Source organism: Pseudomonas sp. NY15435 (assembly GCF_048068295.1).
GTDB lineage: Bacteria > Pseudomonadota > Gammaproteobacteria > Pseudomonadales > Pseudomonadaceae > Pseudomonas.
In genome coordinates, this window is sequence record NZ_JBLUQA010000010.1 from 140,352 (window position 1) to 161,327 (window position 20,976).

The following is a 20,976-nucleotide window of genomic DNA, read 5'->3' on the forward strand; positions in this document are numbered from 1 at the left end:
GCGCCAAAGTGACGGGAGCTTGCAATGAGGGGGAGTCCATATACGGACATCCAAGGTAATCCTATTGACTCGACGCTGATCTGCCACTCCCCCTATGGAGTGTGAGCGGAGCTCCGAGAGCAGTAGCTCTTACCAACCGTCCGCCAGAACAGGGACAGACCCGGCGGAATTGCTAGACCCAACAATGTTAATCATTAAGCTCCACTGCGACTTCTGCCTCTGCAGCTCTCAGCTCGTCAAGTTGATCCGTGCTTGGAGCCTCGAAGGTCTGGTAACGTTCTAAAGCCACAATCTCTTTACCTTGAGAGTGAAATACTCGAGTAAACGTCCATCGCCCCCCAAAGCCGTTTCCAAACCCCCTGCTGTATACGTTTTTCTCACCAGACAAAGCCCAAACCACCACACATTTCTCTTTTTCTAGGAAAGAAAAGAAAGTCTCGCGATCAATTAGTGCTGCGCTCCGTCCCTCCATACTCACCGATGGATCCAGAAAGCGGACGACTCCTGCCCCATCGACAAACTTGATCGTATCGCCATCGGTCAGACGCAGATTGAGGCAATTCATCAGCCAGCCGGCGGGGAGACTGATCTCAATATTCTGGTCAATTGAGGCGTCGTAGCCTGAAGCCTCGGCTCTGTATCGGGCAGTAGTCGGGCGGATACTGACTGCCCTTTTTGCGACACCATAAGGCCTCCAAGCTCTTATCCATTCATCGCTTGCCTGCTCTTCATCAATCTGCAATTCCCATGGATGAGAACCTAAATATGAACGAAAACCTCCGCTGCGGGCGAGTGGTATATCGTCATCGCCTTGGAAGTGATTTAGCTCCAACAACGCCAAGGCTCTATCGAGATCGACCTTTCGAACAACGAAGGACGAGATTCGACGCCAGGTTTCTCGCTCTAGAGCTCTCCCACCACCGCGCCAAGTCTCAAACCCGTTGAGTATTAGCCACCGCTTCTCATCGGCGGGGTCCGTCACCTCGATATTTTCCACCTCATCGAACACATCCTCATTGGCGTTTAGCCAATCCAAAGCTTGGTCGACTGTCGCCATACCCAAATCTGGACGGGGCTGAATCCAAAAAACCGGCTCTTCAAAATGTCGCCATCCGTCATCGTGGGTTCTCGTGATCAGTAAAGACGGGTCAATGTTTCGAAGACGCGAAAAATCTCCAGACTGGGTGCCGGGCATGGGCTGCAGGTTGTCTGCCATCCTCGCGCAGAGTTCATAGAGCGCTATCCATTGATACTTCTTACCGATGCGCTCGCACTCATGAGTGTGACGATCATTACTGATGGTCGCATCGAATTCACCATGCAGAGCTTCTGACCATCCAAGATCATGGGCACGCTTGCATACCCACCGGCGTCCCCACGCAAGATTGAACTGCGCCGGCCCACCTCTTCGATTGGCCAGCCTCTGGTACATACCCTCTTGATGCCAGGCGGACGCTTCAGCACTCCATTGGGCATATGCCTCTTCACCAATGTCGGATCGCAAGGTCCGTTTCGCCTGCTGAATCGCTGTATGCTTTTTGCCGGCGCCGGCAGCGACAGCTATCTCCATCGCACCTATAAATGCCGCGTAAGCCTCTAACATTTTCGGCGATGCTGTACTGTTGAAGCTCTCCAACCAGCGCTGGCTGAGTTGCTCTGCAGTAGGAATCGGCCCGGAACCCTTAGTCGCCGCGCTCCAGTCTCCCACCACATAATCGACCTGATAGCGGGCAAAATCGCCATCAAGGACGGTCGAGCCTGTTATCTCATCGCGGTACACCCCACCTTGGCGATTTACCCGCGTATAGGACTCAATCTGTGCCTCAGTTACATACTCGATTGGCCAGGCTCCTCCGTACGGCGGCCTGGCTAGATGTACCTCGAAGTCGGTGGGTAAGGCATGCTGGCTCTCAGCATATTGGACGAGCCCGAGTGCGTGGTCGCGCGTCAGGATATTGGGGGGGAAGTCGGCGCTCACGAAAAGATCCGCATGCAGATCCAGCACTACCGCATGGAGATTTTCAGGATCCCAGCGCCCCTGCATGGCAGCGCCATAGATGGAACAGACCAGACGCTCGGTGACATATGCATCGTCAAGACTTTTGAACCGAGACCAAAGCGTTCGGGCCAAGCCTGGCCGAGAAGCAAGAAGAACAACCAAGGCCTTGGTAGCCGTATCACGCACAAGTCGATTTGAAGTGGTCAGGAACCAACAGAGCAGGACACCAGTCAGCACAGCTCGCTCAGGACGGATCGCGCCCTGATCAGCGAAGAGCACCCAATCGATAAGACGCACAGCTGAATCGCTGCTCTCAGCCAAGTACTTCGACCAGCGCGCGTCGCGTTCAGGCATGGATAGAGCGCGCAGTTCTACATCCAGAAACTCTGCATTGTGATCCCCTGTAGGATCGGTCGACAGAGCAATGAGAACTCCGAATCGCATCGCAGCCCCACCGTGCTCCTCAATCCATGCCCAAGTACGCTGACTAAAACTCTCTTTGCTTCGGGTCAGTAGACTTCCTTCAAAAGCCCTACGCACGTCCCAAGACACTGCCTGGAGCTGCATATCAATCAGCTCAACTCCAAACTTTTCGGGCAGTTGGACGGCAAGAGCTTCGAGTACACCGGGCACAGTAGATGAGTGCGAATCGAGGAGAGCCCTACGAAGCGGCGTATCGCTGGTGAACGCATTAGCTACATCCCCAACACTGCGTTCGAGCAGGCTGCTTGTGATCGCATGGTCACTCATGCGCTGAAAAGTGAAGCGATACTCCTCCTCGTCATCGTCGCCAGATATCTCCGCGGTCAGCAAACCCTCGCTCTGCAATTGAAAGAGGATGTCCTTTTCAATCGAGGTATCGAGGGAGATAGGTGAAGTAATGTCGTAAGCACGGCCTGCGGCAATCACCTCGTGTCCCGTATCCGCCATTTCCTGAGCAAGAGCACCAATGGTCTTCTCTACAAGTCGACGCTGAGGGTTAGCCTCAATCCGACTGTTCACCGCCTTAATGACAGCACCGGTATACAGCTCGAAAATTGCAGTGACCCCGCCGAGGTTACTCGCCAGTAATGCTTGGTCTTCGAGCTGAAGTGCATCGCAGCAAATCCGTAGAAACAGAGGCGTTCTGAACTCATCAATCGAGTTGGGCTCCTCCGTCAGGTGAATCTCGCGCTTCTTTAAATACTGGCGAGCCTCACGGTCCGAGAACCCTCCATGCTCAATGCGTGGCAGACACTGCTCATCGAGGCTCGATGGGATGATCAAAGGCTCATAAGTCGAGCGACAAGATAGAACCAAACTAATCCATTCGAATCGATCAACATCGTGCAGGACTCCCGCCAGGCGCTCAGGCCAGATTGCCTTGCCATTCTTTTCATTGAGCGCATCGATCACGAGCAGGGCACGAACCCCAGCTGCTTGAGCGGCAGTATTGAGCGCTCCCAGGAAGTCGTCCACCTGAAGGTCTCGAGGCAGTCCCAGATCCCTCAAAATCTCGCCCCAAGGCTCAGCATCCGGCAGCTTGCCGCCGAGCACCATCACAGCCGGCCGGTCTTCATTTATTGCGTAATCGCAAATGTCCGCTAGCAGGTGTGACTTCCCGGATCCAGCTTCTCCAGTCACCAGTAACGCGCGAGCACTCACATAGTCCCAATGCTGTGCCCTGAGTGAGCGCACGACAGTAGTAATGACGGATAGCAGATTTGAAATGGCGTTCGCGGGGCTATTGGTGCTCCCTGGAACAACCGAGTCTCTCTGGGTGGAATACCAGCTGACGACTTTATCCCGAGCCGACTCAACAACCTGACGTAGTGCGACTGCCGAGAATGGTTGGTTTCCTCGCTGAGCCGCCTGAGCCAATTCCGCAATTGCATCATTGCAGGCTGAGACCGCAACCGGATCGCCCAGATCGGTATATGCCAGCTTTTTTTCAATGGTCTCACTAAATGCAGCCAGCTCTGAGAAAAGACGGGGCTCCAGGACGGTGGCCTCTATCACCCGCCGAATAGGTAGGTCGATGTGGCTCTCCGGGCTGTAGCGCTTCCCCAACGCTAGGCGAGTTCTCTCAAAGTTATTTCGAAACCATTCCTTGGTGAGCAGGGTCTGGTCGAACCAATAAGCTATTCGCCCGGCAGCCATCACTGATGCAGTTAGGCGCCTTCTAAGCTCATAGGCATCCCAGCGTTCAATCTCAAGCTTACGACCAGAAGCTTCTGCCTGAGTGATGCGATTGCCCCTCCATGTATCCCATCGCTCCAGGGCAGTTGTGACGTCAGGTTTACGAGAATCGGAGAGATCAAACGGGAGGCACGCTATGAATCGCGTCATCTTAGGGTGCTTGGCGAGTGCTGTGCTCAAGGACTCATTGAGTGAACTGAGCGCACTGCCCATCTCCCAATAATATTTGACCTGCCACCCCGTCTCAGTCCCGTCGGACAGGACGGCGAAACACTCAAGGCCTCCATCCGCCCCTAGCCCTTTACGATTAAAACTTGTGCATACAGGCTGCAATTGCTCTTCGCCGGCAAGCTGGCAGCAAAGCTCCTCAAAGGCACTTGCCTTGCTATTTCGGTGGAGACGAATTAACGCAAAATCAATGTCAGGCCGCATGACGATGTTCCATGGCTGCATCTCAATACATGAGCATATGCTTTTCTCAGATGATACTAGGCAAGACCACTTTTGGCGGCGTCAACAGTGACCAAGCATGACTAGGAGGGAGCAGATCATCGTTATTCAAAGCCGAGGCCTGCACGACGGACGCGGCTGTCCATGAGGCCAATAGCTGCCAATCACAGATGTCCGCTTGGCCGGTAGCTGCCTCTTGCGAGAGGTCACTACTGACCCAGGTTGAATCCATAGCCAGAAGTAGACGCTGGTGACAAGCAGCTACCGGCCAAGCGGACATCTCTACTGAACAGCTACGAAACTACAGCTTCGCTGTCGGTACCATCGACGAGTCAATGAACAGGAGCGTCATGAAGATGGCACAGGTTCCCGAATTGTCGCGGTGCGCCTCTCACCGTTCGGGCGGAGGTCCCTGGTCGACTAGCTGCTGGCCGAACTTATGGTACGGATGGTGCTGGATCTGGTCGGTAGGATAGGCCATGGTGTGGCTATCTGATCTGCTGAAACCCAGCATGTTTCGAGATATGGTGTAAAAGAGCCGGGACGTCTCAAAGACCAGCACCTGACGTAATTCGATACACAAGGAGGTGTCGATGAGCTTGCACGAGCAGCAGGCGCGTTTTAGGCGATTGCTCTCCGAGCATGCAGCTTGGCGTCTGCTACGCGCTGAGAATGCGTCCATCGTTCTTGCCTTCATCAATGACCTATTCGCTCAAGACAGCGAAGTGCCGTTTGGGAAAGCACGTGTCGCGCTGGAGGCCGAGCTGCCGATCTGGCAGGAGGTCTATGGCCTGCACGACAACGCGGGCACCTATCTACGCCAATGGATCCAGGCGGGCTGGTTGCGTGAGCTTGATGACAAGCTCACCCGAACCGATGCCTTCGAATTGGCACTGCGCTTTGCCCAGAGCTTGGATCAGCGAGACAGTAATGCCACGGCCTCTCACCTGCGCATTGTGCAAGACGCCGTTCGAGATTTGGCTGTCGCCCTGAGCCCAAATCCGGAAGAGCGAATCACTCTGCTGACGGCCCGCCGGCAGGAACTCGATCTGGAGATTGAGCGCTTGCGGTTGGGCGAGGTGCCAGAGCTGAGCGCGCCGGAGCAGCGTGAACGCATCCGGGGACTGTATCAGTTGACGTCAGTGCTCACGGGCGACTTTCGCCGGCTTGAGGACGAAATTCGCCAACTCGATCAGCGTATGCGGATCCGCATGATCGAGTCGGAGTCTGGGCGCGGTGAGGTGGTGAAGGCGCTAATAGAGCATGAAGGTGAACTGCTCCAGACCGATGCCGGACAGGCTTTCGACGGCTTCTATCAGTTGCTCTGTGATCAGAATCGAATCACTGAATTCCGTGAGCAAATCCGCTCGATCCTGGCACGTCCGGCGTCCCAGTATCTGAAATCAGACGAATTGCGTTACCTATCCCATCTGGTCCGCGAATTGGGCAAAGAAAGTGAGCGGGTATTCCAGGTCCGTCGCCGGACCGAGGAGAGCCTGCGGGCTTTTGTGGAAAGCGGCGTTCAGCAAGAGCGCCGTGCAGTCGAGCGACTGCTTCGCCAACTAGAGCGGCTGGCGGTGAATTTCAAAGACCAGGACGTGAGCCTGCGCGAGCCGGTGGTTGTGGACCTCCCCACGGGCAGTCTGCGCGTGCGTTCTCCCTCCAGTATTCACCTACGACTACCTGAAGAACGCCTGGATACCCGGCAGGTGGCCGCAAATACCAATAGTCACGTCGCCAGCCTCGGCATGCTGGATCACCTCAACACGGTCAAGGTGCTAGAAGTGGCCCAGGATGTGAAGCTGTTGCTCACTGAGCACGGCCCGATGACGGTGGCGAGCATCGTTAGTCACCGCCCCATCACCGGAGGATTGGAAGAGCTGGTGGCGCACGTGCGGATCGCCAAAGCAGTCAGTGCTGTGGTGTTGGAACACCCTGAAAGTCTGGTGGTAGTGGATAGGACCGGCAATTGGATTCGGGCCAACATTCCCTCTTTGCTGATGTCCGCCGAGCAGTTTCCAACGGATTTGGAGGAACTCGCCTTATGAACGAGGAAGAGCAGCATTCCCAGGAGGCCCCTGCCCTGTTCGACCAGTATCGAACGAATCGGTCTGACACGTCGTCAGTCAGCGGTGAGGTGGAGACGTTTGGGGATGCTCCCGTTGAGCCGCCCGTCGTTGGGGATTCTGAGGTCGGCATGCCACTGGAGGCCAGGCGCGCCCTGGTGCTGTTACTCCGCCAAGGGGTGGTGATGGCCGATAGCAAACGTCTGGCGTTCGAAGCGCTGTGCCGGCACGAGGGCCTGATCGCAGAGCACTTGGGCAACATGTTCATGCGCATGTTGCTGGACATGAAGGCCGGTATTGCCATCCTGCTCCAGCAGGAGGTGGCAGAGCAGGACGAGGAGGCCGACGAAGAAGCGTCACGCCTGATCAACAAGCGCACGCTCAGCCTCTATGACACGCTGCTGTTGCTGGTGCTGCGCAAGTACTACCAGGAGCGAGAAACAGCGGGCGAACAGAAAATCATCATTGATATCGAGCGGATCGAGGCATTGATGACACCCTTTTTGCCGCTGACCTACAGCTCCCGCTCCGAGCGGAGGACGCTCAACGGATCGCTTGCCTTGTTGAAAGATAAGCGTCTCATCAGTGCAGTCCGAGGGGATGACGAGCGGTTTGAGATCACCTCGGTGATCCGCTATGTCGTCAATGCCGATTTTCTTGAACGTCTGTTGAAAGAGTACGAACGCCTAGCCGGTGATGCGGACGTCAAAACGGGCGAAGAGGTGCAAGATGCTTGAGGCAAGCGAGGTAAGTCTGAGTGAGTTGTTCAGCACCGGTCAGATCCGTCTAGCCGAGCTGTCGGTATACAACTGGGGCTCCTTCCATGGCCTGCACTCCGCGAAGATTGACCCCGAGGGCACCCTCATTACCGGTGACAACGGTGCAGGTAAGTCGACACTCATTGATGGGTTAATGGCGCTGCTGCTGCCCTCAAGCAAGGCGTCGTTCAACATCGCGGCTGCTCAAGGGGACCGTACGGATCGCACCTTAATGTCCTATGTGCGAGGAAACTATGGCAAGGCCCATGATGGCAGCGAGACGGCTACCCTGCTGAAACGCTCAGGGGCGACCGCAACGGGGCTTCGGGCGCTGTACCAAGCGGACGATGGTTCGAAGATCACCTTGGCGGCCCTGTTCTGGATTACCCAGGCCAGCAACTCGCTCAACGACCTCAAACGCCTTTTTGTAGTGGGTAAGCGCGATGTGGGCTTGGATGAACTGTTGCATCTCTTCGGTGAGGGCAATGCCCGTGTGCTGAAACAGCACCTCAAAGAGGACCCGCTGGTCGAGGCATTCGATTCGTTTACCGAGTATCAAGAGACCTATGTGCGGCTCCTGCGCATGGAGAACCGTAACGCTCCTGCCCTGCTCTCCCGGGCGCTGGGTTTGAAGAAGATTGATGACCTCACCAGCTTGATTCGAGATCTGGTCCTGGAGCCCAGTCAGGTCAAGGAGCATGCCCGGCTTGCGGTCAGTGAATTCGATGACTTGGTGAGCGTCCATAGCGAACTCGATGATGCTCGGCGACAGCGGGATGCCCTGATTGAGTTGCCAGAGACCAGCCAAGCGCTGAATCAGGCCAGGGAGGAGATGCGGCGGATCTCATCTGAGCTAGCCGGCCTGCCGGTCTACTTTGGCGAACAGTGCTCTCGACTGTGGCAGATGCGCCTGAAGCAATACGAGGCGGAACTGCTTCAGTTGGCACAGGAAATGACCCGCCTTGGAGCTTTGGAGGAGCAAGCAACGGACCGGGTACAGGCATTATTCCATGCCTACCAGTCGCAAGGTGGTGAGCGACTGGAGGGGCTGCGGAAGGACTTGAAAGCGGCAACGCAGGTGCATCACGACAGCGTGCGCGATGCGCGCCTGTATCAGATGGATGTACGCGACCTTAGTCTGCCCGACACGCTGTCGCTCGACGTATTCAAGCAAAACCAGGTGAGAGCGCAAACGGAACTGGCGGATGTGCCAGCGTTACGTCAAGCGCGCCAGGATCAGTTCGCTTCGTCGGCAGCGAACCTCTCCCGTGAGCAAACACAGCTCAAGGAGCTGGTAAGTGAAATCGAAGACATGGAGTCGCGACCGGACTCCAACATTGAACCTTCCTATCAGAAGCTCCGCGACCAACTGGTAGAGAGCTTGTCGCTAGATCCTGCGGAGGTTGTTTTCGTTGGCGAGCTGATTGATGTCCTGGAGGCGCATCGACCTTGGCAAGGCGCCATTGAGCGGGCGCTGGGAGGGCATCGCACCACACTGCTGGTGCCTGATGAGCGATATCGCCTGGTGACCAAGTGGCTGAACACTCGCCACACGGGTCTCCATGTCAGGGTGCAGGTTGTTCGGCTGAACCAGCATCCGCAGGTTGCTGAGTTCCTACCGGATGGCTTTCTAAAAATGCTGGATTGGAAGCCGCACCCCTATCGTGATTGGCTGAAAAAGCATCTCTCACGCTTCGACCTGCACTGTGTGGCATCGACTGAAATACTGGACCAGACCGACTTTTCGATGACCATCCAGGGCCTGGTGCACCTGGATAAAGGGCGATTTGAGAAGAAGGACCAGCAGCGCATTGATAACCCACGTTTCTGGTGTTTGGGATTCAGTAACAAGGGGGCGTCTCGCGGCGTTAAGGAAGGATCGTGTCGAGCTGGAGGCAGAGGTCAAGAAGTTGGCCCAGCTTACAGCAGATGCGCGCACGGCCATGGACGACCTCGAGAAGCACACTCGGGTGTGGGAGCGCATCGCCCAGCTCACCTGGGCGGCAATTGATGTCCAGTCAGCGCAAGATCGGATGCAGTCGCTGAGGGCGGATCTAGAGGCGCTTGAACGGCCTGATAGTGAATTGGGAGTGGCGAAGGCTCGGTGGGAGCAGGCAGGTGCTGAGCTGAAGGAAGTACAAGGCAAGAAAGAACTGGTCAGCAAAAAAGTCGGTGGGCTGGAGAGCGACAAGCTCAAGGCGAACCAACAACTGGAGCTGGCGTTAGATGCCGCCCGGACCGCTTTGGTGGATGAGGTCAGGGAGTTGCTTTCTAAGCGTGTGGGACAGCTAGACCTTGACGATTTGGAGATGGTTTCAGAACTCGAAAATCGCCATCGATCAGCGCTGGAAGAGGCCCGTAAGGGCGCCCACAACCGAGAGTTTCGAGCATCGAACAAGGCTAGCGGGATTGTCTCCGAGTTCAAAACAAAATGGCCGCTCATCGCCAATGATTGGCTCGCCGGCGTGGATGCCCTAGAAGAGTACGTCGATCACCTGGCCCATTTGGAGCAGGAAGGATTGCCAGACCTGGTTGAGCGTTTCAGAGAGCGCTTGAACCGCAACGCAACACAGTCGCTTGCTCGAATCAGCCAAACCATCCAGGCCGAACGTGAGGACATCCAGGACCGAATCGAAACGATCAACGATGTTCTGGAGCGCACGGAGTTTCGGCAGGGAACCTACCTTCGTCTGGGAAGTCGGCCAGAAATCTTCGAACACGTGAAAGCATTCAATGCACAGTTGATGCGCGTGCTCGCGCGTGCTGGAAGTGACGATCATGAGGCTCGCTTTGTCGAGCTGAAGGACCTTATTGAGAAACTGGAGAAGGCCACCAATCCCGCGACCTCGGGCAATCTGGAAAGTCTGCGACTGTTGGACTCGCGCTACCAGCTGTCCTTCTTCGCCGAGGAAGTAGAGAAAGGCAGCAAAAAGGTACGCGATGTGCTGGAGTCTTCCAGCGGTAAGTCAGGCGGGGAAAAGGAGTCGTTTGCCGGCACGATAGTAGCCGCCAGCTTGGCTTACGTGCTGACGCCTGACGGCAGCGACCGTCCGCTCTACTGTACCGTGTTCCTGGATGAGGCGTTCTCCAATACCGCCGAGGCGGTGAGTCGCAGGGTGCTCAAAGTCTTCCGGGAATTGAAGATCCACGTGAATCTGATCACTCCATACAAGAACCTCAACCTTGCACGTGAATCGGCGCGCTCGCTGTTGATCGCAGAGCGTGACCAGGACAAGCATGAGAGTCGGCTCTGTGAGGTCACCTGGGAGGAAATTGACGATCAGCTGGCGCGTCATGAACAGCAGGGGCTGCAAAAGGCAGCCAGTTCACTGGGGATCGAAGTGGAGCCAGCTCTGTGAGGGATTGGGGACGGCTTCCAGATGACGTTGTTGAGGAGCTGCGTCGACTGGAGTGGGACCATACAGGCCGGCTGCGGGAGCGACTCTTGGGTGCGCGACCTTTCCCCATTCCTTGCTTGCTGAAGCCGCCAACCGGTAGCCAGGCGCTTGAGGATCTTGACCATTTCCATGGCTATATCGCGGCCTGGCGGAAATGGCCGTGGCCACATCAAGTGGCATGGGTGACGAAGCGATTTCGGCAACTGGGTGAATGCGAAGTCCCGATAAGGTTGGAGATCGAATCAACGCAAGCCCTCATCGCTGCGCTGGGGGCTGAGGCTGTTGAACGAAGCAGAGGCTGGGCGGAGCGAATGGAGCCGTTGCTCTCGTTGGATAAGGCTCTGTTCACTACCCTCATCAATCAGCTTGGAGAGCTGGAGAAGCTCTCCATGACTGACATCCATTTGCTGGCGTGCCTGCTGCCGCAACTCCAGTGTGGAATGGGCCAGCGGAGATACTTGCGGGCCCTGCCACTACAGAGGGTGGATACGAAGTTCGTGGAGCTGAACCAGAGCCTAATTTCCGCTCTATTGGATTCGATGCACGACCAAGAGGTTTCCGCTCATGGCGGGTTAGAGGCTTGGTTAGGCTGCCGCGCCACACCATCCAACTGGCTTCACGTGAAACCACTTTGCCCTGACGTGAAAAGTCGCCTCGCTGGGCTTGATCTCGTTCGGCTGTCCTTTGAGCAACTGATGACCTATCCGTTGCCCGCTCGGAGTGTGCTGGTGATCGAGAACCTCCAGGCTGGCTACGGACTTCCTGAGCTACCAGGCACCATTGCAGTGTTCGGAGGAGGCGCAAATACCGCCTGGCTACAAGCCGAGTGGCTGAAGGACCGAAGGGTAGGTTACTGGGGGGATCTCGATACATGGGGGCTGAAATTCCTCGCCGATGCACGGTTGAGGCAGCCCCATGTTGAGGCCGTGATGATGGATCGCGACACGCTGATCGCCCATGCTGAGCGCGGGGTGTGCGAAGAGCGACCAGCCGAGCTACCGGACTATGGCCTGACTCTTACTGAGCGGTCCCTTTTTGAGGAGCTGCGCTCTGGTCGACACGGAGTTGGTCGACTAGAACAGGAGCGGTTGTCTCAAGACTACGTAGAGCAGCAACTTGACGTCTGGCTTCATGCCATAGCTACGATATAGATGCACTTAGCCATTAACTCAATCCCCCAACCGGGGTTGTGAGAGGTTAGCTAAAAGCCTGAGTGAACCGGAAAAAGCGTCTCATGCAAGTTGGATTGTCCCGTCTCGTTAAAATGCCCCCTATGGGTCGGTAGTTGCCCCAAACTTGGGCTGCAATCGCCCATTAGGGGACGTTTCCGAAGACTCCTTTTGAGGGCTGGAAGCATCTACAACGGCCGGGGCTACTCGGTGAGCTAAGGTCACTGCTCCAACAGCATTTCCGCGTGCTGCGGTTCCCTCACGGCGGGCTGACACTTTCCATCCTACCCGACCGCCCCGCAGACCTCGCCCCACGCCCGATACTGAGGTTTAACGTACAAGCCGATTCGGAGTTTGAGCCCAGGCTCACACCTCAGAAAGACCCTCCCTTCAGGGTGTCGTCCTGCGCACACCATCAAGTTTGCGGTGCATGAGCGACACCATGGAGAAAATGTCCAAGGCATCCTGTTCAGACATCGGCCAGTTCGTCTTGGTCGCGTGTGCAAGAGGGTTGCGGACGGCGCCGAACAGGCCGATTAGTAAGTTGGCAAAGCCTTTCTGCTCGCTCTTCTCCGAATCGGTATTCAAGGGCCCCAACGCCAGCAAAGGACGTTCTCCCAAGAAGGCCTTGGTCACCAACTCACCTCCATCGCCCCCAAGGCCGGTTAGCTCACGGATTCTCTGTGCGACCCCCTTCGTTGCCTCGAAGACCGCATGAAAACAATTGTCGTCCATCAGCTCGGAGCGGCAGTACTTCAGAACATCCTCGTGTACGGCGCGATCCTCGAGAGCCTTCTTGAGTCGACCCGCTCGAGCTCTCGCAGCGTCGAGGGTAGCCGCTCGATCGGTGTGACCGACCCTTCCATCCTCTCGGACATAGAAGCCTGCGAAGGCCAGAACAATGTTCAGTTCTTCTCGACGCTTCTTGAATGCGGAGTGATCTCGGACATAGCTCACCGGATTCATCGCGGCATTGATGAATCGGATGAGGTGGTTACCCACCCCGTGCTGGTTCTGAGCAGCGGCCAGCGCGTTGAACAGACGCTTCCACTTGGTAATGCCAGGGTCTAAATCGGGGATGCTGATCTCTTGGAGGAGCCGCCCAATTTGGGTGCTACTCAAGCCGTGGTCAGTGTGTCCCAGCACTCGGCAAATAGCCTCCAAGTGCTGGGAGCTGAAGGGTGTTATTCGACTCATGGCCATCGCTCCATCAGGATGACAAACCGTAGTGCGGGAGGCTGCGGCTTTCGCCGCATCTCCGACACTGGCTCCCTCAGCCGTCCACCATGATTGGGCCGAACATTCCGGTGTTGATCAGGGCCTCCCAGATCTTCTTCATCTTCTGGCCGGTGTCTTGATTCACGAACAGCGATGAGCGACTGCCATTCGGTTGACCGAGGAAATATCCGCGCATGGTTTCCCACGTCTCGCCAACTTCCGCCCCCTTCCAGAACTGAAGCTCCCGCTCCAGCAACAGCGGCATCGCCAGCGATATCGGAATCATGTTGTTGGGCAGATCTCGCCGCCAGTCACATCTCACAAGAATGGCTGTGGTGCCAGGGTGGTAAAACTTCACATCGAGCCGTTCGGCTGAGATATGGGCGACACCGGTTCGAGGGAGTTTCTTGACGGAGTCGATCACTGCCTGGCCGTCGTTATAGGGGCACGTGATAAACCCGTGGGCGAAGAACTTCGTATGGTCTAGGCCTTCATAGCCGCATTCACGGCTTGGCCTCGTGACTGGGAAGCGGTTACGGTTGTTACTGACCAGGGGGTGCCAAGTGGGGTAGGCATCCACCACCGGCCCAAGCTCATGGGCGAGATCCCAAAGCGTCTCCTTGGCGTGTCTTCTCTCTACGTCATCCGCATACATGGACGGAGGCACTAGGTAGCGCTCAGCCTCTTCGTAATTGCGTTCTGCTGATTCGTCCGCTCGGAATGCCATTGCTCACCCCATTGCTCTTAGTTGGTCTCAATCATGATTCTTCAAGTTTTCGCACAAATCAACGACTTTATGCGCGAAGCATTGCCTTTATGATGGAGGTGGGTTGAAATGGCTCTGGAATGGGCGAGCGTCAGCAGACGTCCTCTAGACGCTCCCCAAGCCGGTGCGCCAACTCACCAAGGAAGTGCCATGACCACTACGCTGCTTCGCGACATCATCATTCGCGACCGAGGCCAAGAGGCCTACGCGGACTACGCCAGCTACCAGGCGAATGACCTGAAGCTGATTGCTGAAACGGCAACGCGAACCCTCGCCTCGATACCCCGTGCGGCGGGCCACTGCGTGATGATCAGTGCCGGCTTTGTTGCAGCTCTGCGGGCCAGTGATGTTCCTGCAGTCGTCGTCCTGGGTGACCTCCTGATCAACGGAAAGCACGTTTTCCGTTGCTTCGATAATCTGCCCCGACCAACGCATGATGATGAGATTGTCGACGCAACCTGGGATGGGCACGCCTGGGTGATGATCGGAGAAAGCATCTGCGATCTGTCGATCTTCCGCACTGCCTACGAGCTCGCGCAGCCGAATCGGCTCAGCGACTACATCCTGAAGTACTTCGGCGCCGGAAAAGGTGCTTTCATGTGCTATCCAAATCAGCTGCCACCTGGGATGGAATTTGCTCCCAAATTCGCCCTCACAGATAACCAGATTTATGGGCTTCTGGAAGGGTTATCACACCAGGCACGTGCACGTCAGCAGCAATAACTGGCTCACCAAGGAGGGTGCTGTGAGGGACTACTTCACTGACGTTTTGTATGTACTCGCACTGTCGAAGCGAACCCAGACAGCCCTCATTCTGGGTGTCGTTTTTTTTGTGGGTATCAGTTTGCTAGGGGAGTTCTACGTGTCGCGGCTCCACTTCTCGGGTTCGCTCGCAGGACTGGAGCAAGCCGTCATTCCGAAGCTGATGAAACGCTACGACAAAGTCGCGCTCATTGCGCTGATTTCTTTCTGGTTTGTCGCGTTCAAGTGCTACCGACGCGACAAGCGCCGTTTCCTCTAGCGGGAGTCACTACGCTGAGTTGTGACCCTAAAACGGTACGCAATTGACCACCAGCCGTCCTGCGTTATGTGAAGAATCAGAAGCTCCCAACATTAAGGAGCTTTTCATGGATATTCAACTTCACGTCATCTTGCTGATCGTCTGCTCGGCGCTGTTCATTTGGTGCTGGCGCCGGCGTGGGTTCAGCAGCCCCGCTACGCTGATGCTGGCCCTGTGCTTGGCTTTCACGGTCGCACGGCTGATTGCGTTAGCGTAGGTTGCCCCTGCAGCAGATCTGCTCAGCTACGCATGTGCGGTAAGGCAGGCGCCTCAGTACACCGGGGCGCCTCACAACTGGCCTTCTGCAAGTCGGTTCAACATCATCCTGGCAGTCACCAGCGCCACGTGGAGTCGGAAAATTGAGTGCGCTTCAATTTGTGATCTGTCCGAATGCAGCAACTTGAGCAGCCCGTTGAGCATGCCTTTACCGTCCGGACTCCACTCAGAACAGGATTCGGACAGGAGCTCGCGTTTCGCTAATGCCTTGGCTGGCCGCGAGATCGTCAGGCACGACGTTCCCCGCAATTTCGAGAAAGAGACTCTCCATGAGCGTTCTGATCTAGGCGTTGGCCGCAGCCCAGCCACGTCTGATAGGCGCATCGATGGCCTGATCCAAATGGCCTTGGCTTCTCGCAAAACCACCCCGATGAACCTGATCATCGCCAGCGGGTAGATCTACAAGCCCCGCCTCCCTCATAGCCATGGTGACGAACCTGCCCCACATTCGCCCTCATTCCACGACACAACCAATCCATCCAAGGCCAGGCAGCGCTCAAAGGTCCTTTGCGATTAGTACCTATCTGGATTAAGGCTCATCAGCCGTAAGGCTTTCCATGTCGAGAGTTGCGGTCAGACGCCATGCGTCGATGGTCTCAGCGGAGTAGATGTCGGCCAGCGAATGATCATCAGAGTTCACAGCCAGCTCGTTACATGCCACGCCTTGGTCCCAGGTGGACTCAAGAGCTCTGCAGCTCCAGCAGATGATTGATCCAGTGTTCCACTCCGCTGGTGACCAGATCTTTGGCCTCCGCAAACGTGATCCCTGCTTTGGCCTGGTTACCATCAGCCACAGCATGTCGGCAGTGATCTCCAGTGATCCCGGGGTTATTAGCAGCCGCATTGAGCTTCTTTAATCCGCCCTTCAATCCCCAATTATTCAGTTGGGCATGCATGTTCTTGGTGAGCAGTTCTCCAATCTTGTATACCGCTCCCCAATCGTTATCGCAGATATCGGCAAGCAAACGATTTGCATAGGCCAGATCCGGGCTCGACAAGATGATAGAAAACTCTGGTTTACGATGCGGAGGAACGGAGTTTCCATGGGCATCGAGGGTGCTGATAGTTGCAACCCCAAAGGCAGTTCCCTCAATGCCTTTGATTGTGAGCACCTGAGTTGGTGCGCGGCCGGTTTCGTAACGCTCAATCACCACGAACTGGAAACGCCCTGGAATGCTCCTCCCCTGGATCCGACCGTTCACTCCTGTCACTACATCCATTGCCTGCTGGGTAGCTGCTGAGTAATCAGTAGTTACCGACGTGCCGCTCAGGTCAAAGTAGATCCGCGTCGATTCAGTGTAGAAAAAATCCCCTAGGTCTGTTGACATGCGTAGATGGTTCAACGTCGACGTATCTCCCTCCCACCTCACACGAGCCCTGATCTTCCACGGCGTTTTATCGTTCATCGTGTATCCATCCTTGACGTCAAAGCTTGGGGAAAACCCGAAGGGATCAGCCTACTTTTCCGCCGAGGGATGTACATCCCTTACCAACCCGAAGTGTCGCAACCGGTGGCAATTCGGACAGATCGCTATCGCGTTTTCGACGGTGTCCTCGCCCCCATCAGCCAGGCGCACCACGTGGCGGACCTCGGGGTAGGGCTTACCGTCTGTGCAGTGCTTCCGCAGTCCTCAGCTGCTCTGGGCGCGGTACAGTACCTCGGTCACTACGTCAGGGTTCCGCTCGAAACTCTGCACCACGTGCATACTACCTTAGGTATGGTTGACGCCGCGGCCAGGTGCTTTGCCTTGCCTTCCGGACTTGGTGTGGTGGCTTAAACACCTCGCGCATAGAAGGATGCAGGGGTTTCGGTCAACGAGGTCTGCTCAGCCAGGCGCTCTTAAAACTCCTGCCACTGCTTTCGTCGCTGACTCATTCTCGGCTCAGGCTTGTCGGCCGGGAGGAGCGGCCCCATTTGGGCTGCACGATTAACCGCAGCTTTTTTTACGATTCTCGAAATGAAAAGAGCCCCCTAAGGAGCTCTAATGCATCAAGTAATCAGCTTTTGCTGGGCTTGATTAAGGCTTGGCCGAACCGGTACACAGCGGGCTCGGCATTGAGTACCCAGCTGTACAGAATGCCGAAGCTCTTGCTCTCACCCAAAATCAACTGAGCCATCGCATCGTGCTTGCCCGCCGAGCCAAACGCCGGCAGTAGCAGCAGTACAGCAACGCCACCGTAGCGGACCACTTTGCCGCGGAAAAGCGGATTGCCCGGCAGCAGTTTCAATAGCAAGTTGATGGCAGCCAGCAGGGAGAAGAACAGGCTCAGGGCCATTGCCACTGGCGGGATGATCAGGGCTTTTACTGCCTGGCGTCCCTTTTGAGCTTGAGTGCCGCCATCAGCCAACTGATCTACCGGCGCGGAGAAGGCTGCGCTGAGCTCGTCCCGGCGCTTGTTCAATTCGGGGGCGATACACTGGCTCTTGAACTGGGCGGCGCTCAGATAAGCATTGCCCCGGGTGCACGGGGCACCGGCAAGCGCCTTGGCGATACCGTTGCGAATCGCAGGCAGATTGCGGAACTGGTTTTCCGAAAGATCTGCCCCAACGACCTGTCCGAAGCGAGACTGAGTGCCCTTGTCCCACTCGCGCTGCACGCGCTGCTGCGCTTCGTTCTGTACCGAATCCATGACCGCACGTTCGTTGTCCGGACACCAGTTGCCGGGCAGATTGATCCCGTTGGATACGACCTTGGCCCGCGCCCGTGAGCAAACCTGGGGTTGGCGCATGTACTGGCTCAGCGTGAGATTCCGGGGTATCCCGCTCGACTGCTGGGCATACGCCCGATCGATCATACGCAGATGGCCCTGGTGGATCGATTCGTCGCTGATCACCCTGATCTTGCGATCCGTGACCGAGTTCATCAGAAGCGCGACCGGGTTGATGCTCAGCGTGTTGCCATTGCGTGTGGTTGCGTCGCTGGCGGTCGCGGTGCGAGTCACGATGTACTCCTCTACGTTAGGAACGAAACCGTAAATGCGCTTCGTGGCCTTTTCGTAGTTGGCCCTGTAGGCGGGGATGGTGGGGTTGTTCAAACTCCATCGCACCTGATTGTTAATTTCCTGCTCCTCGGCCAACAGCGCCGCGTCAAAACGCCGAACGTCCTCCAGGTGCTTCCTATAGTCGGCCTCGACCCCCTTGCGGATAGCGTCCAGTGTTTCGCCGGTCTTGCCCGATGCCTTCAGCAGCGAAGACTGATACTTGTTCGCGCTATCGACGTAGCTACTGTATTTGGCGGCCACGTCCTCCCGGACATTCTGGTAATCGTTCCAGCGGCGCAGGGTCGTATCGTTTCCGGCACTAAGCAGCACGCGTTCGAATATCTGCTTACGATTCGATGAAATGATGCTCTCGATTCGCGTGTTGCCACTGGCCATAGGGCCAATCAGAGCTAGAAGAGTCTTGTCCTGGGGAGAGTCCTGCAGCGCTTGCCCCTTGATCTGCACAGCCCCGTTTGCAACCCCGAACTTGAACAAATTTAGGCCGAGCGCCTTACTCCGGTCCTCAGCACTGGTCCTGTCCACCAGGTAGTCCACAAAGGCCGGCTGAGCCCATTTCATAAAGGGAACGGTGACAAAGGCGATCATTGCGATCAGCAGCGCCAGCGAAAGAAACGTCCCACGATCTTTCAGCGGAGTGAAGCGCTTGAGCAGAGTCATCAGTGCGATGGCCAGTCCAATGCCGGACAGCGTTTCACCCTTGCGAGCCATGTGCTCGAGCTCTTCGCTGCTCAGCGTGGCGGAGGAGGCAAGATCCACCAGGTTCGCGTTGAAACCGAACTCGAGCAACACGTAAATCAGGCTGATGGCCCCGAACAGAAGTGGCCAGAATGTACGCCCTTTGACTTCCACGACTCAGATTCCTTGTCTGGTTAATCGATGTTGATGGGGGCCGGAACATCCTCCAGCCTGATCGACTCTCTCTTGATTGGGGCTGGCTTGATCCGAACAGCCTTGGGCGTCGCTACCTTCGCAGTGGAGACAGTTTTCGGCTCGTCTGCCGGGTTGAGATAACGGCGCTCCCCGTCCCAGGTGAGGTACATTCCCTGACTGACCAGCGAAACCTGCTCGGTGATGCTCTCCAGGTCAGCGTCAGGCGGCAGTACCTTGATCGTCTCGGCAAGCTTCGCGCTCATGTAGGCCATCCTGGCGTCCTGCTCAGCGAGCGCCGCCTCATTCGTTCCCGCGTCTGCAATGGGGCGCTGGGGAGCGCAGCCGGCCAGCAAAGTCGCTGCGAGCAGGCCTGGTATTGCGTACGTCTTCATCATCACTATTCCAGCCCAAGCATCTTGCAGGTCTTGATGGGGGTTGAATCGACAATCGCGCCATCTGGCAGCTGGCCCATTTTCTTGAGCGCCTTGAGCCCATCGATGTGAGATCGGTTGTCCGTCAGTGTGTAGGTCAGGACTTTCCTGATGCCGGCGCGGTGGGCCCGGGCAGTGATGCCTGGGTCAGCCAACAGATCGGTGATCTCGACATGCAGCCCAACATCCCCGCCGATGGAGGATCGCAACTCGGAAAGTTTGCTGTTGCTGGTCCAACGAGGGAACTTGTACGTTCCGAAGGCCTTGTTCGCGAGGCGCGCCCCGGCCATCAGCCGCGCGCGTCCCCTGAGGTTGCCCAGCTCCTCCGCATGGTTCGCCGCCGCCCATTTTTCCAGTGCTGCCTGGCTTGGCCCTTGAATCAGGCCCAAGTAGGCGGTGGGGTTGTGGCTGCGCATGCACTGCAGCGGCGGCAGCCCATCCAAGCTGGAGTAGGAAATGTAGGACTGCCCCATCTCCTTAATAGCCATGGCGTTTAGCGTGCCGAGGGTGCCGCAGGTCAGGCCTCTATTTCCCTTGATCTCGATATTGATGGTCTGCCCCGGCACCACGGTCTTGCTGGTAGCGAACAAAATCTGGGAGGCCGAATAGACGTTATCGTTGGTGGGGGCACCGAACCGATCACGCCCCTTAGCCGTAAGCCAGGTCTCCAGATCAAGGTTCGTGAGTGCCACGTCACCTTGAGGGAGGTTCAGTGTCCGCCCGGTAGACGCATCGTGGTTGAACACCCAGGTGCCATCGCGCAGCTGGCGAGCATCGACTTCAGCGCCGTTGTACTTGCTGGCGATAGCGCTCAGAACGGCCCTAGCGCCGTTCTCTCCAAAGCGAGGGTCGCCCCTATGAGCCTGGATTTCAAAGCCACGGCAACCGATCTGCTGCGGGGCGCCCAGGCGTTTGAGCGCGCCCCCCTGCTCGATGTAGTAACCCCGTTTCATTAGCTCAAGCTGCTCAGGTTCGCGGCTGGTGTTTGCATCGGCAGGGAGCATTGAGGTGGCGTATGCCGGGGAAAGCATTGCCAGCACAAGCACTGGCAGACACATCGATTTGGCAAGACAAGCGGGCATCACAATCCTTTAAGCTCGAAATGGCTGTTTGCACGTTGGATACGATCCCCGTACCCAAACTCACTATGCGTGGCTCACGCATGATGGCGATTTGGAATTATACGAGAGAGGCTGAACCTAGCCAATTGCATGAGGCTTGCAGGAGCACTTCGAGAGCGTTGCTCAGCGTCGACCTGCAGATTTTGGAGCTATAAAGCGATCACATCCTGATGGGAAAAGCCGGACTACCGAAATGAATTGGCACGGGCTCAA

General features: G+C 56.6%; 16 protein-coding genes. 8 read left to right on the forward strand and 8 right to left on the reverse strand.

The features are described 5' to 3' along the window. Nucleotides 1–187 precede the first annotated feature (187 nt). The gene (locus ACNFH5_RS22570; RefSeq protein WP_416749854.1) at nt 188–4,609 is read right to left on the reverse strand and encodes a hypothetical protein; all 4,422 of its coding nucleotides are present in this window, start codon (nt 4,607–4,609) and stop codon (nt 188–190) included. A gap of 611 nt (nt 4,610–5,220) precedes the next feature. On the opposite strand from ACNFH5_RS22570, the gene ACNFH5_RS22575 reads away from it, so the two are divergent. Genes ACNFH5_RS22575 through ACNFH5_RS22595 form a run of 5 tightly spaced genes read left to right on the forward strand, consistent with a single transcriptional unit; the run spans nt 5,221 to nt 12,000 of the window. Further along, nucleotides 5,221–6,675 carry a DUF3375 domain-containing protein gene (locus ACNFH5_RS22575; RefSeq protein WP_416749856.1) on the forward strand — a complete coding sequence of 485 codons (1,455 nt, stop codon included), beginning with the start codon at nt 5,221–5,223 and terminating at the stop codon, nt 6,673–6,675. Beyond that, nucleotides 6,672–7,430 carry a DUF4194 domain-containing protein gene (locus ACNFH5_RS22580; protein WP_416749857.1) on the forward strand — a complete coding sequence of 253 codons (759 nt, stop codon included), beginning with the start codon at nt 6,672–6,674 and terminating at the stop codon, nt 7,428–7,430. Before ACNFH5_RS22575 ends, ACNFH5_RS22580 begins: the two co-directional genes overlap by 4 nt. Continuing rightward, nucleotides 7,423–9,462 (forward strand): ATP-binding protein, encoded by a 2,040-nt coding sequence (locus ACNFH5_RS22585; protein ID WP_416749859.1) that lies wholly within the window; start codon nt 7,423–7,425, stop codon nt 9,460–9,462. The genes ACNFH5_RS22580 and ACNFH5_RS22585 overlap by 8 nt, the downstream gene beginning before the upstream one ends. Next, nucleotides 9,395–10,810, forward strand: a complete 1,416-nt coding sequence (locus tag ACNFH5_RS22590; RefSeq protein WP_416749861.1) for an SbcC/MukB-like Walker B domain-containing protein — start codon at nt 9,395–9,397, stop codon at nt 10,808–10,810. Before ACNFH5_RS22585 ends, ACNFH5_RS22590 begins: the two co-directional genes overlap by 68 nt. After that, nucleotides 10,807–12,000, forward strand: coding sequence for a DUF3322 domain-containing protein (locus ACNFH5_RS22595; RefSeq protein WP_416749864.1), 1,194 nt, complete (start codon nt 10,807–10,809; stop codon nt 11,998–12,000). Before ACNFH5_RS22590 ends, ACNFH5_RS22595 begins: the two co-directional genes overlap by 4 nt. 408 nt (nt 12,001–12,408) lie before the next feature. On the opposite strand, the gene ACNFH5_RS22600 is transcribed toward ACNFH5_RS22595, so the two are convergent. Both ACNFH5_RS22600 and ACNFH5_RS22605 read right to left on the reverse strand, forming a co-directional pair. Then, nucleotides 12,409–13,140, reverse strand: coding sequence for a TIGR02391 family protein (locus tag ACNFH5_RS22600; RefSeq protein WP_416749866.1), 732 nt, complete (start codon nt 13,138–13,140; stop codon nt 12,409–12,411). Between the two features lie 151 nt (nt 13,141–13,291). Next, nucleotides 13,292–13,963 (reverse strand): hypothetical protein, encoded by a 672-nt coding sequence (locus ACNFH5_RS22605; protein WP_416749867.1) that lies wholly within the window; start codon nt 13,961–13,963, stop codon nt 13,292–13,294. A gap of 189 nt (nt 13,964–14,152) precedes the next feature. On the opposite strand from ACNFH5_RS22605, the gene ACNFH5_RS22610 reads away from it, so the two are divergent. The 3 genes from ACNFH5_RS22610 to ACNFH5_RS22620 all read left to right on the forward strand — a co-directional run bounded on the left by ACNFH5_RS22610 (nt 14,153) and on the right by ACNFH5_RS22620 (nt 15,279). Continuing rightward, nucleotides 14,153–14,725, forward strand: coding sequence for a transglutaminase domain-containing protein (locus ACNFH5_RS22610; protein WP_416749869.1), 573 nt, complete (start codon nt 14,153–14,155; stop codon nt 14,723–14,725). 22 nt (nt 14,726–14,747) lie between these two features. Next, nucleotides 14,748–15,023: a hypothetical protein gene (locus ACNFH5_RS22615; RefSeq protein WP_416749871.1), complete on the forward strand. Its 276-nt coding sequence runs from the start codon at nt 14,748–14,750 to the stop codon at nt 15,021–15,023. A 106-nt stretch (nt 15,024–15,129) separates the two neighbouring features. Next, nucleotides 15,130–15,279: a hypothetical protein gene (locus ACNFH5_RS22620; RefSeq protein WP_416749873.1), complete on the forward strand. Its 150-nt coding sequence runs from the start codon at nt 15,130–15,132 to the stop codon at nt 15,277–15,279. A 739-nt stretch (nt 15,280–16,018) separates the two neighbouring features. Here ACNFH5_RS22620 and ACNFH5_RS22625 read toward each other — a convergent pair. From ACNFH5_RS22625 to ACNFH5_RS22645, 5 genes are all read right to left on the reverse strand, one after another. Then, nucleotides 16,019–16,744 carry a hypothetical protein gene (locus ACNFH5_RS22625; protein WP_416749875.1) on the reverse strand — a complete coding sequence of 242 codons (726 nt, stop codon included), beginning with the start codon at nt 16,742–16,744 and terminating at the stop codon, nt 16,019–16,021. A 51-nt stretch (nt 16,745–16,795) separates the two neighbouring features. Continuing rightward, on the reverse strand, nt 16,796–16,966 hold the full coding sequence (locus tag ACNFH5_RS22630; RefSeq protein WP_416750005.1) for an HNH endonuclease: 171 nt from the start codon (nt 16,964–16,966) through the stop codon (nt 16,796–16,798). Between the two features lie 370 nt (nt 16,967–17,336). Then, a complete protein-coding gene (locus ACNFH5_RS22635) occupies nt 17,337–19,190 on the reverse strand; it encodes a hypothetical protein (RefSeq protein ID WP_416749877.1) in 1,854 nt (617 codons plus the stop codon). Between the two features lie 20 nt (nt 19,191–19,210). Further along, on the reverse strand, nt 19,211–19,606 hold the full coding sequence (locus ACNFH5_RS22640) for a hypothetical protein (protein WP_416749879.1): 396 nt from the start codon (nt 19,604–19,606) through the stop codon (nt 19,211–19,213). A gap of 2 nt (nt 19,607–19,608) precedes the next feature. Continuing rightward, a complete protein-coding gene (locus tag ACNFH5_RS22645) occupies nt 19,609–20,724 on the reverse strand; it encodes a glycerophosphodiester phosphodiesterase family protein (protein WP_416749881.1) in 1,116 nt (371 codons plus the stop codon). Between the last annotated feature and the right edge of the window lie 252 nt (nt 20,725–20,976).

What these genes read in the sequence shown, in the direction of transcription:
- ACNFH5_RS22645 (WP_416749881.1), bottom strand. Translation starts at nt 20,724, where the DNA reads ATGCCCGCTTGTCTTGCCAAATCGATGTGTCTGCCAGTGCTTGTGCTG.
- ACNFH5_RS22580 (WP_416749857.1), top strand. Translation starts at nt 6,672, where the DNA reads ATGAACGAGGAAGAGCAGCATTCCCAGGAGGCCCCTGCCCTGTTCGAC.
- ACNFH5_RS22640 (WP_416749879.1), bottom strand. Translation starts at nt 19,606, where the DNA reads ATGATGAAGACGTACGCAATACCAGGCCTGCTCGCAGCGACTTTGCTG.
- ACNFH5_RS22605 (WP_416749867.1), bottom strand. Translation starts at nt 13,963, where the DNA reads ATGGCATTCCGAGCGGACGAATCAGCAGAACGCAATTACGAAGAGGCT.
- ACNFH5_RS22625 (WP_416749875.1), bottom strand. Translation starts at nt 16,744, where the DNA reads ATGAACGATAAAACGCCGTGGAAGATCAGGGCTCGTGTGAGGTGGGAG.
- ACNFH5_RS22620 (WP_416749873.1), top strand. Translation starts at nt 15,130, where the DNA reads ATGGATATTCAACTTCACGTCATCTTGCTGATCGTCTGCTCGGCGCTG.
- ACNFH5_RS22585 (WP_416749859.1), top strand. Translation starts at nt 7,423, where the DNA reads ATGCTTGAGGCAAGCGAGGTAAGTCTGAGTGAGTTGTTCAGCACCGGT.
- ACNFH5_RS22570 (WP_416749854.1), bottom strand. Translation starts at nt 4,609, where the DNA reads ATGCGGCCTGACATTGATTTTGCGTTAATTCGTCTCCACCGAAATAGC.
- ACNFH5_RS22610 (WP_416749869.1), top strand. Translation starts at nt 14,153, where the DNA reads ATGACCACTACGCTGCTTCGCGACATCATCATTCGCGACCGAGGCCAA.
- ACNFH5_RS22590 (WP_416749861.1), top strand. Translation starts at nt 9,395, where the DNA reads ATGGACGACCTCGAGAAGCACACTCGGGTGTGGGAGCGCATCGCCCAG.
- ACNFH5_RS22575 (WP_416749856.1), top strand. Translation starts at nt 5,221, where the DNA reads ATGAGCTTGCACGAGCAGCAGGCGCGTTTTAGGCGATTGCTCTCCGAG.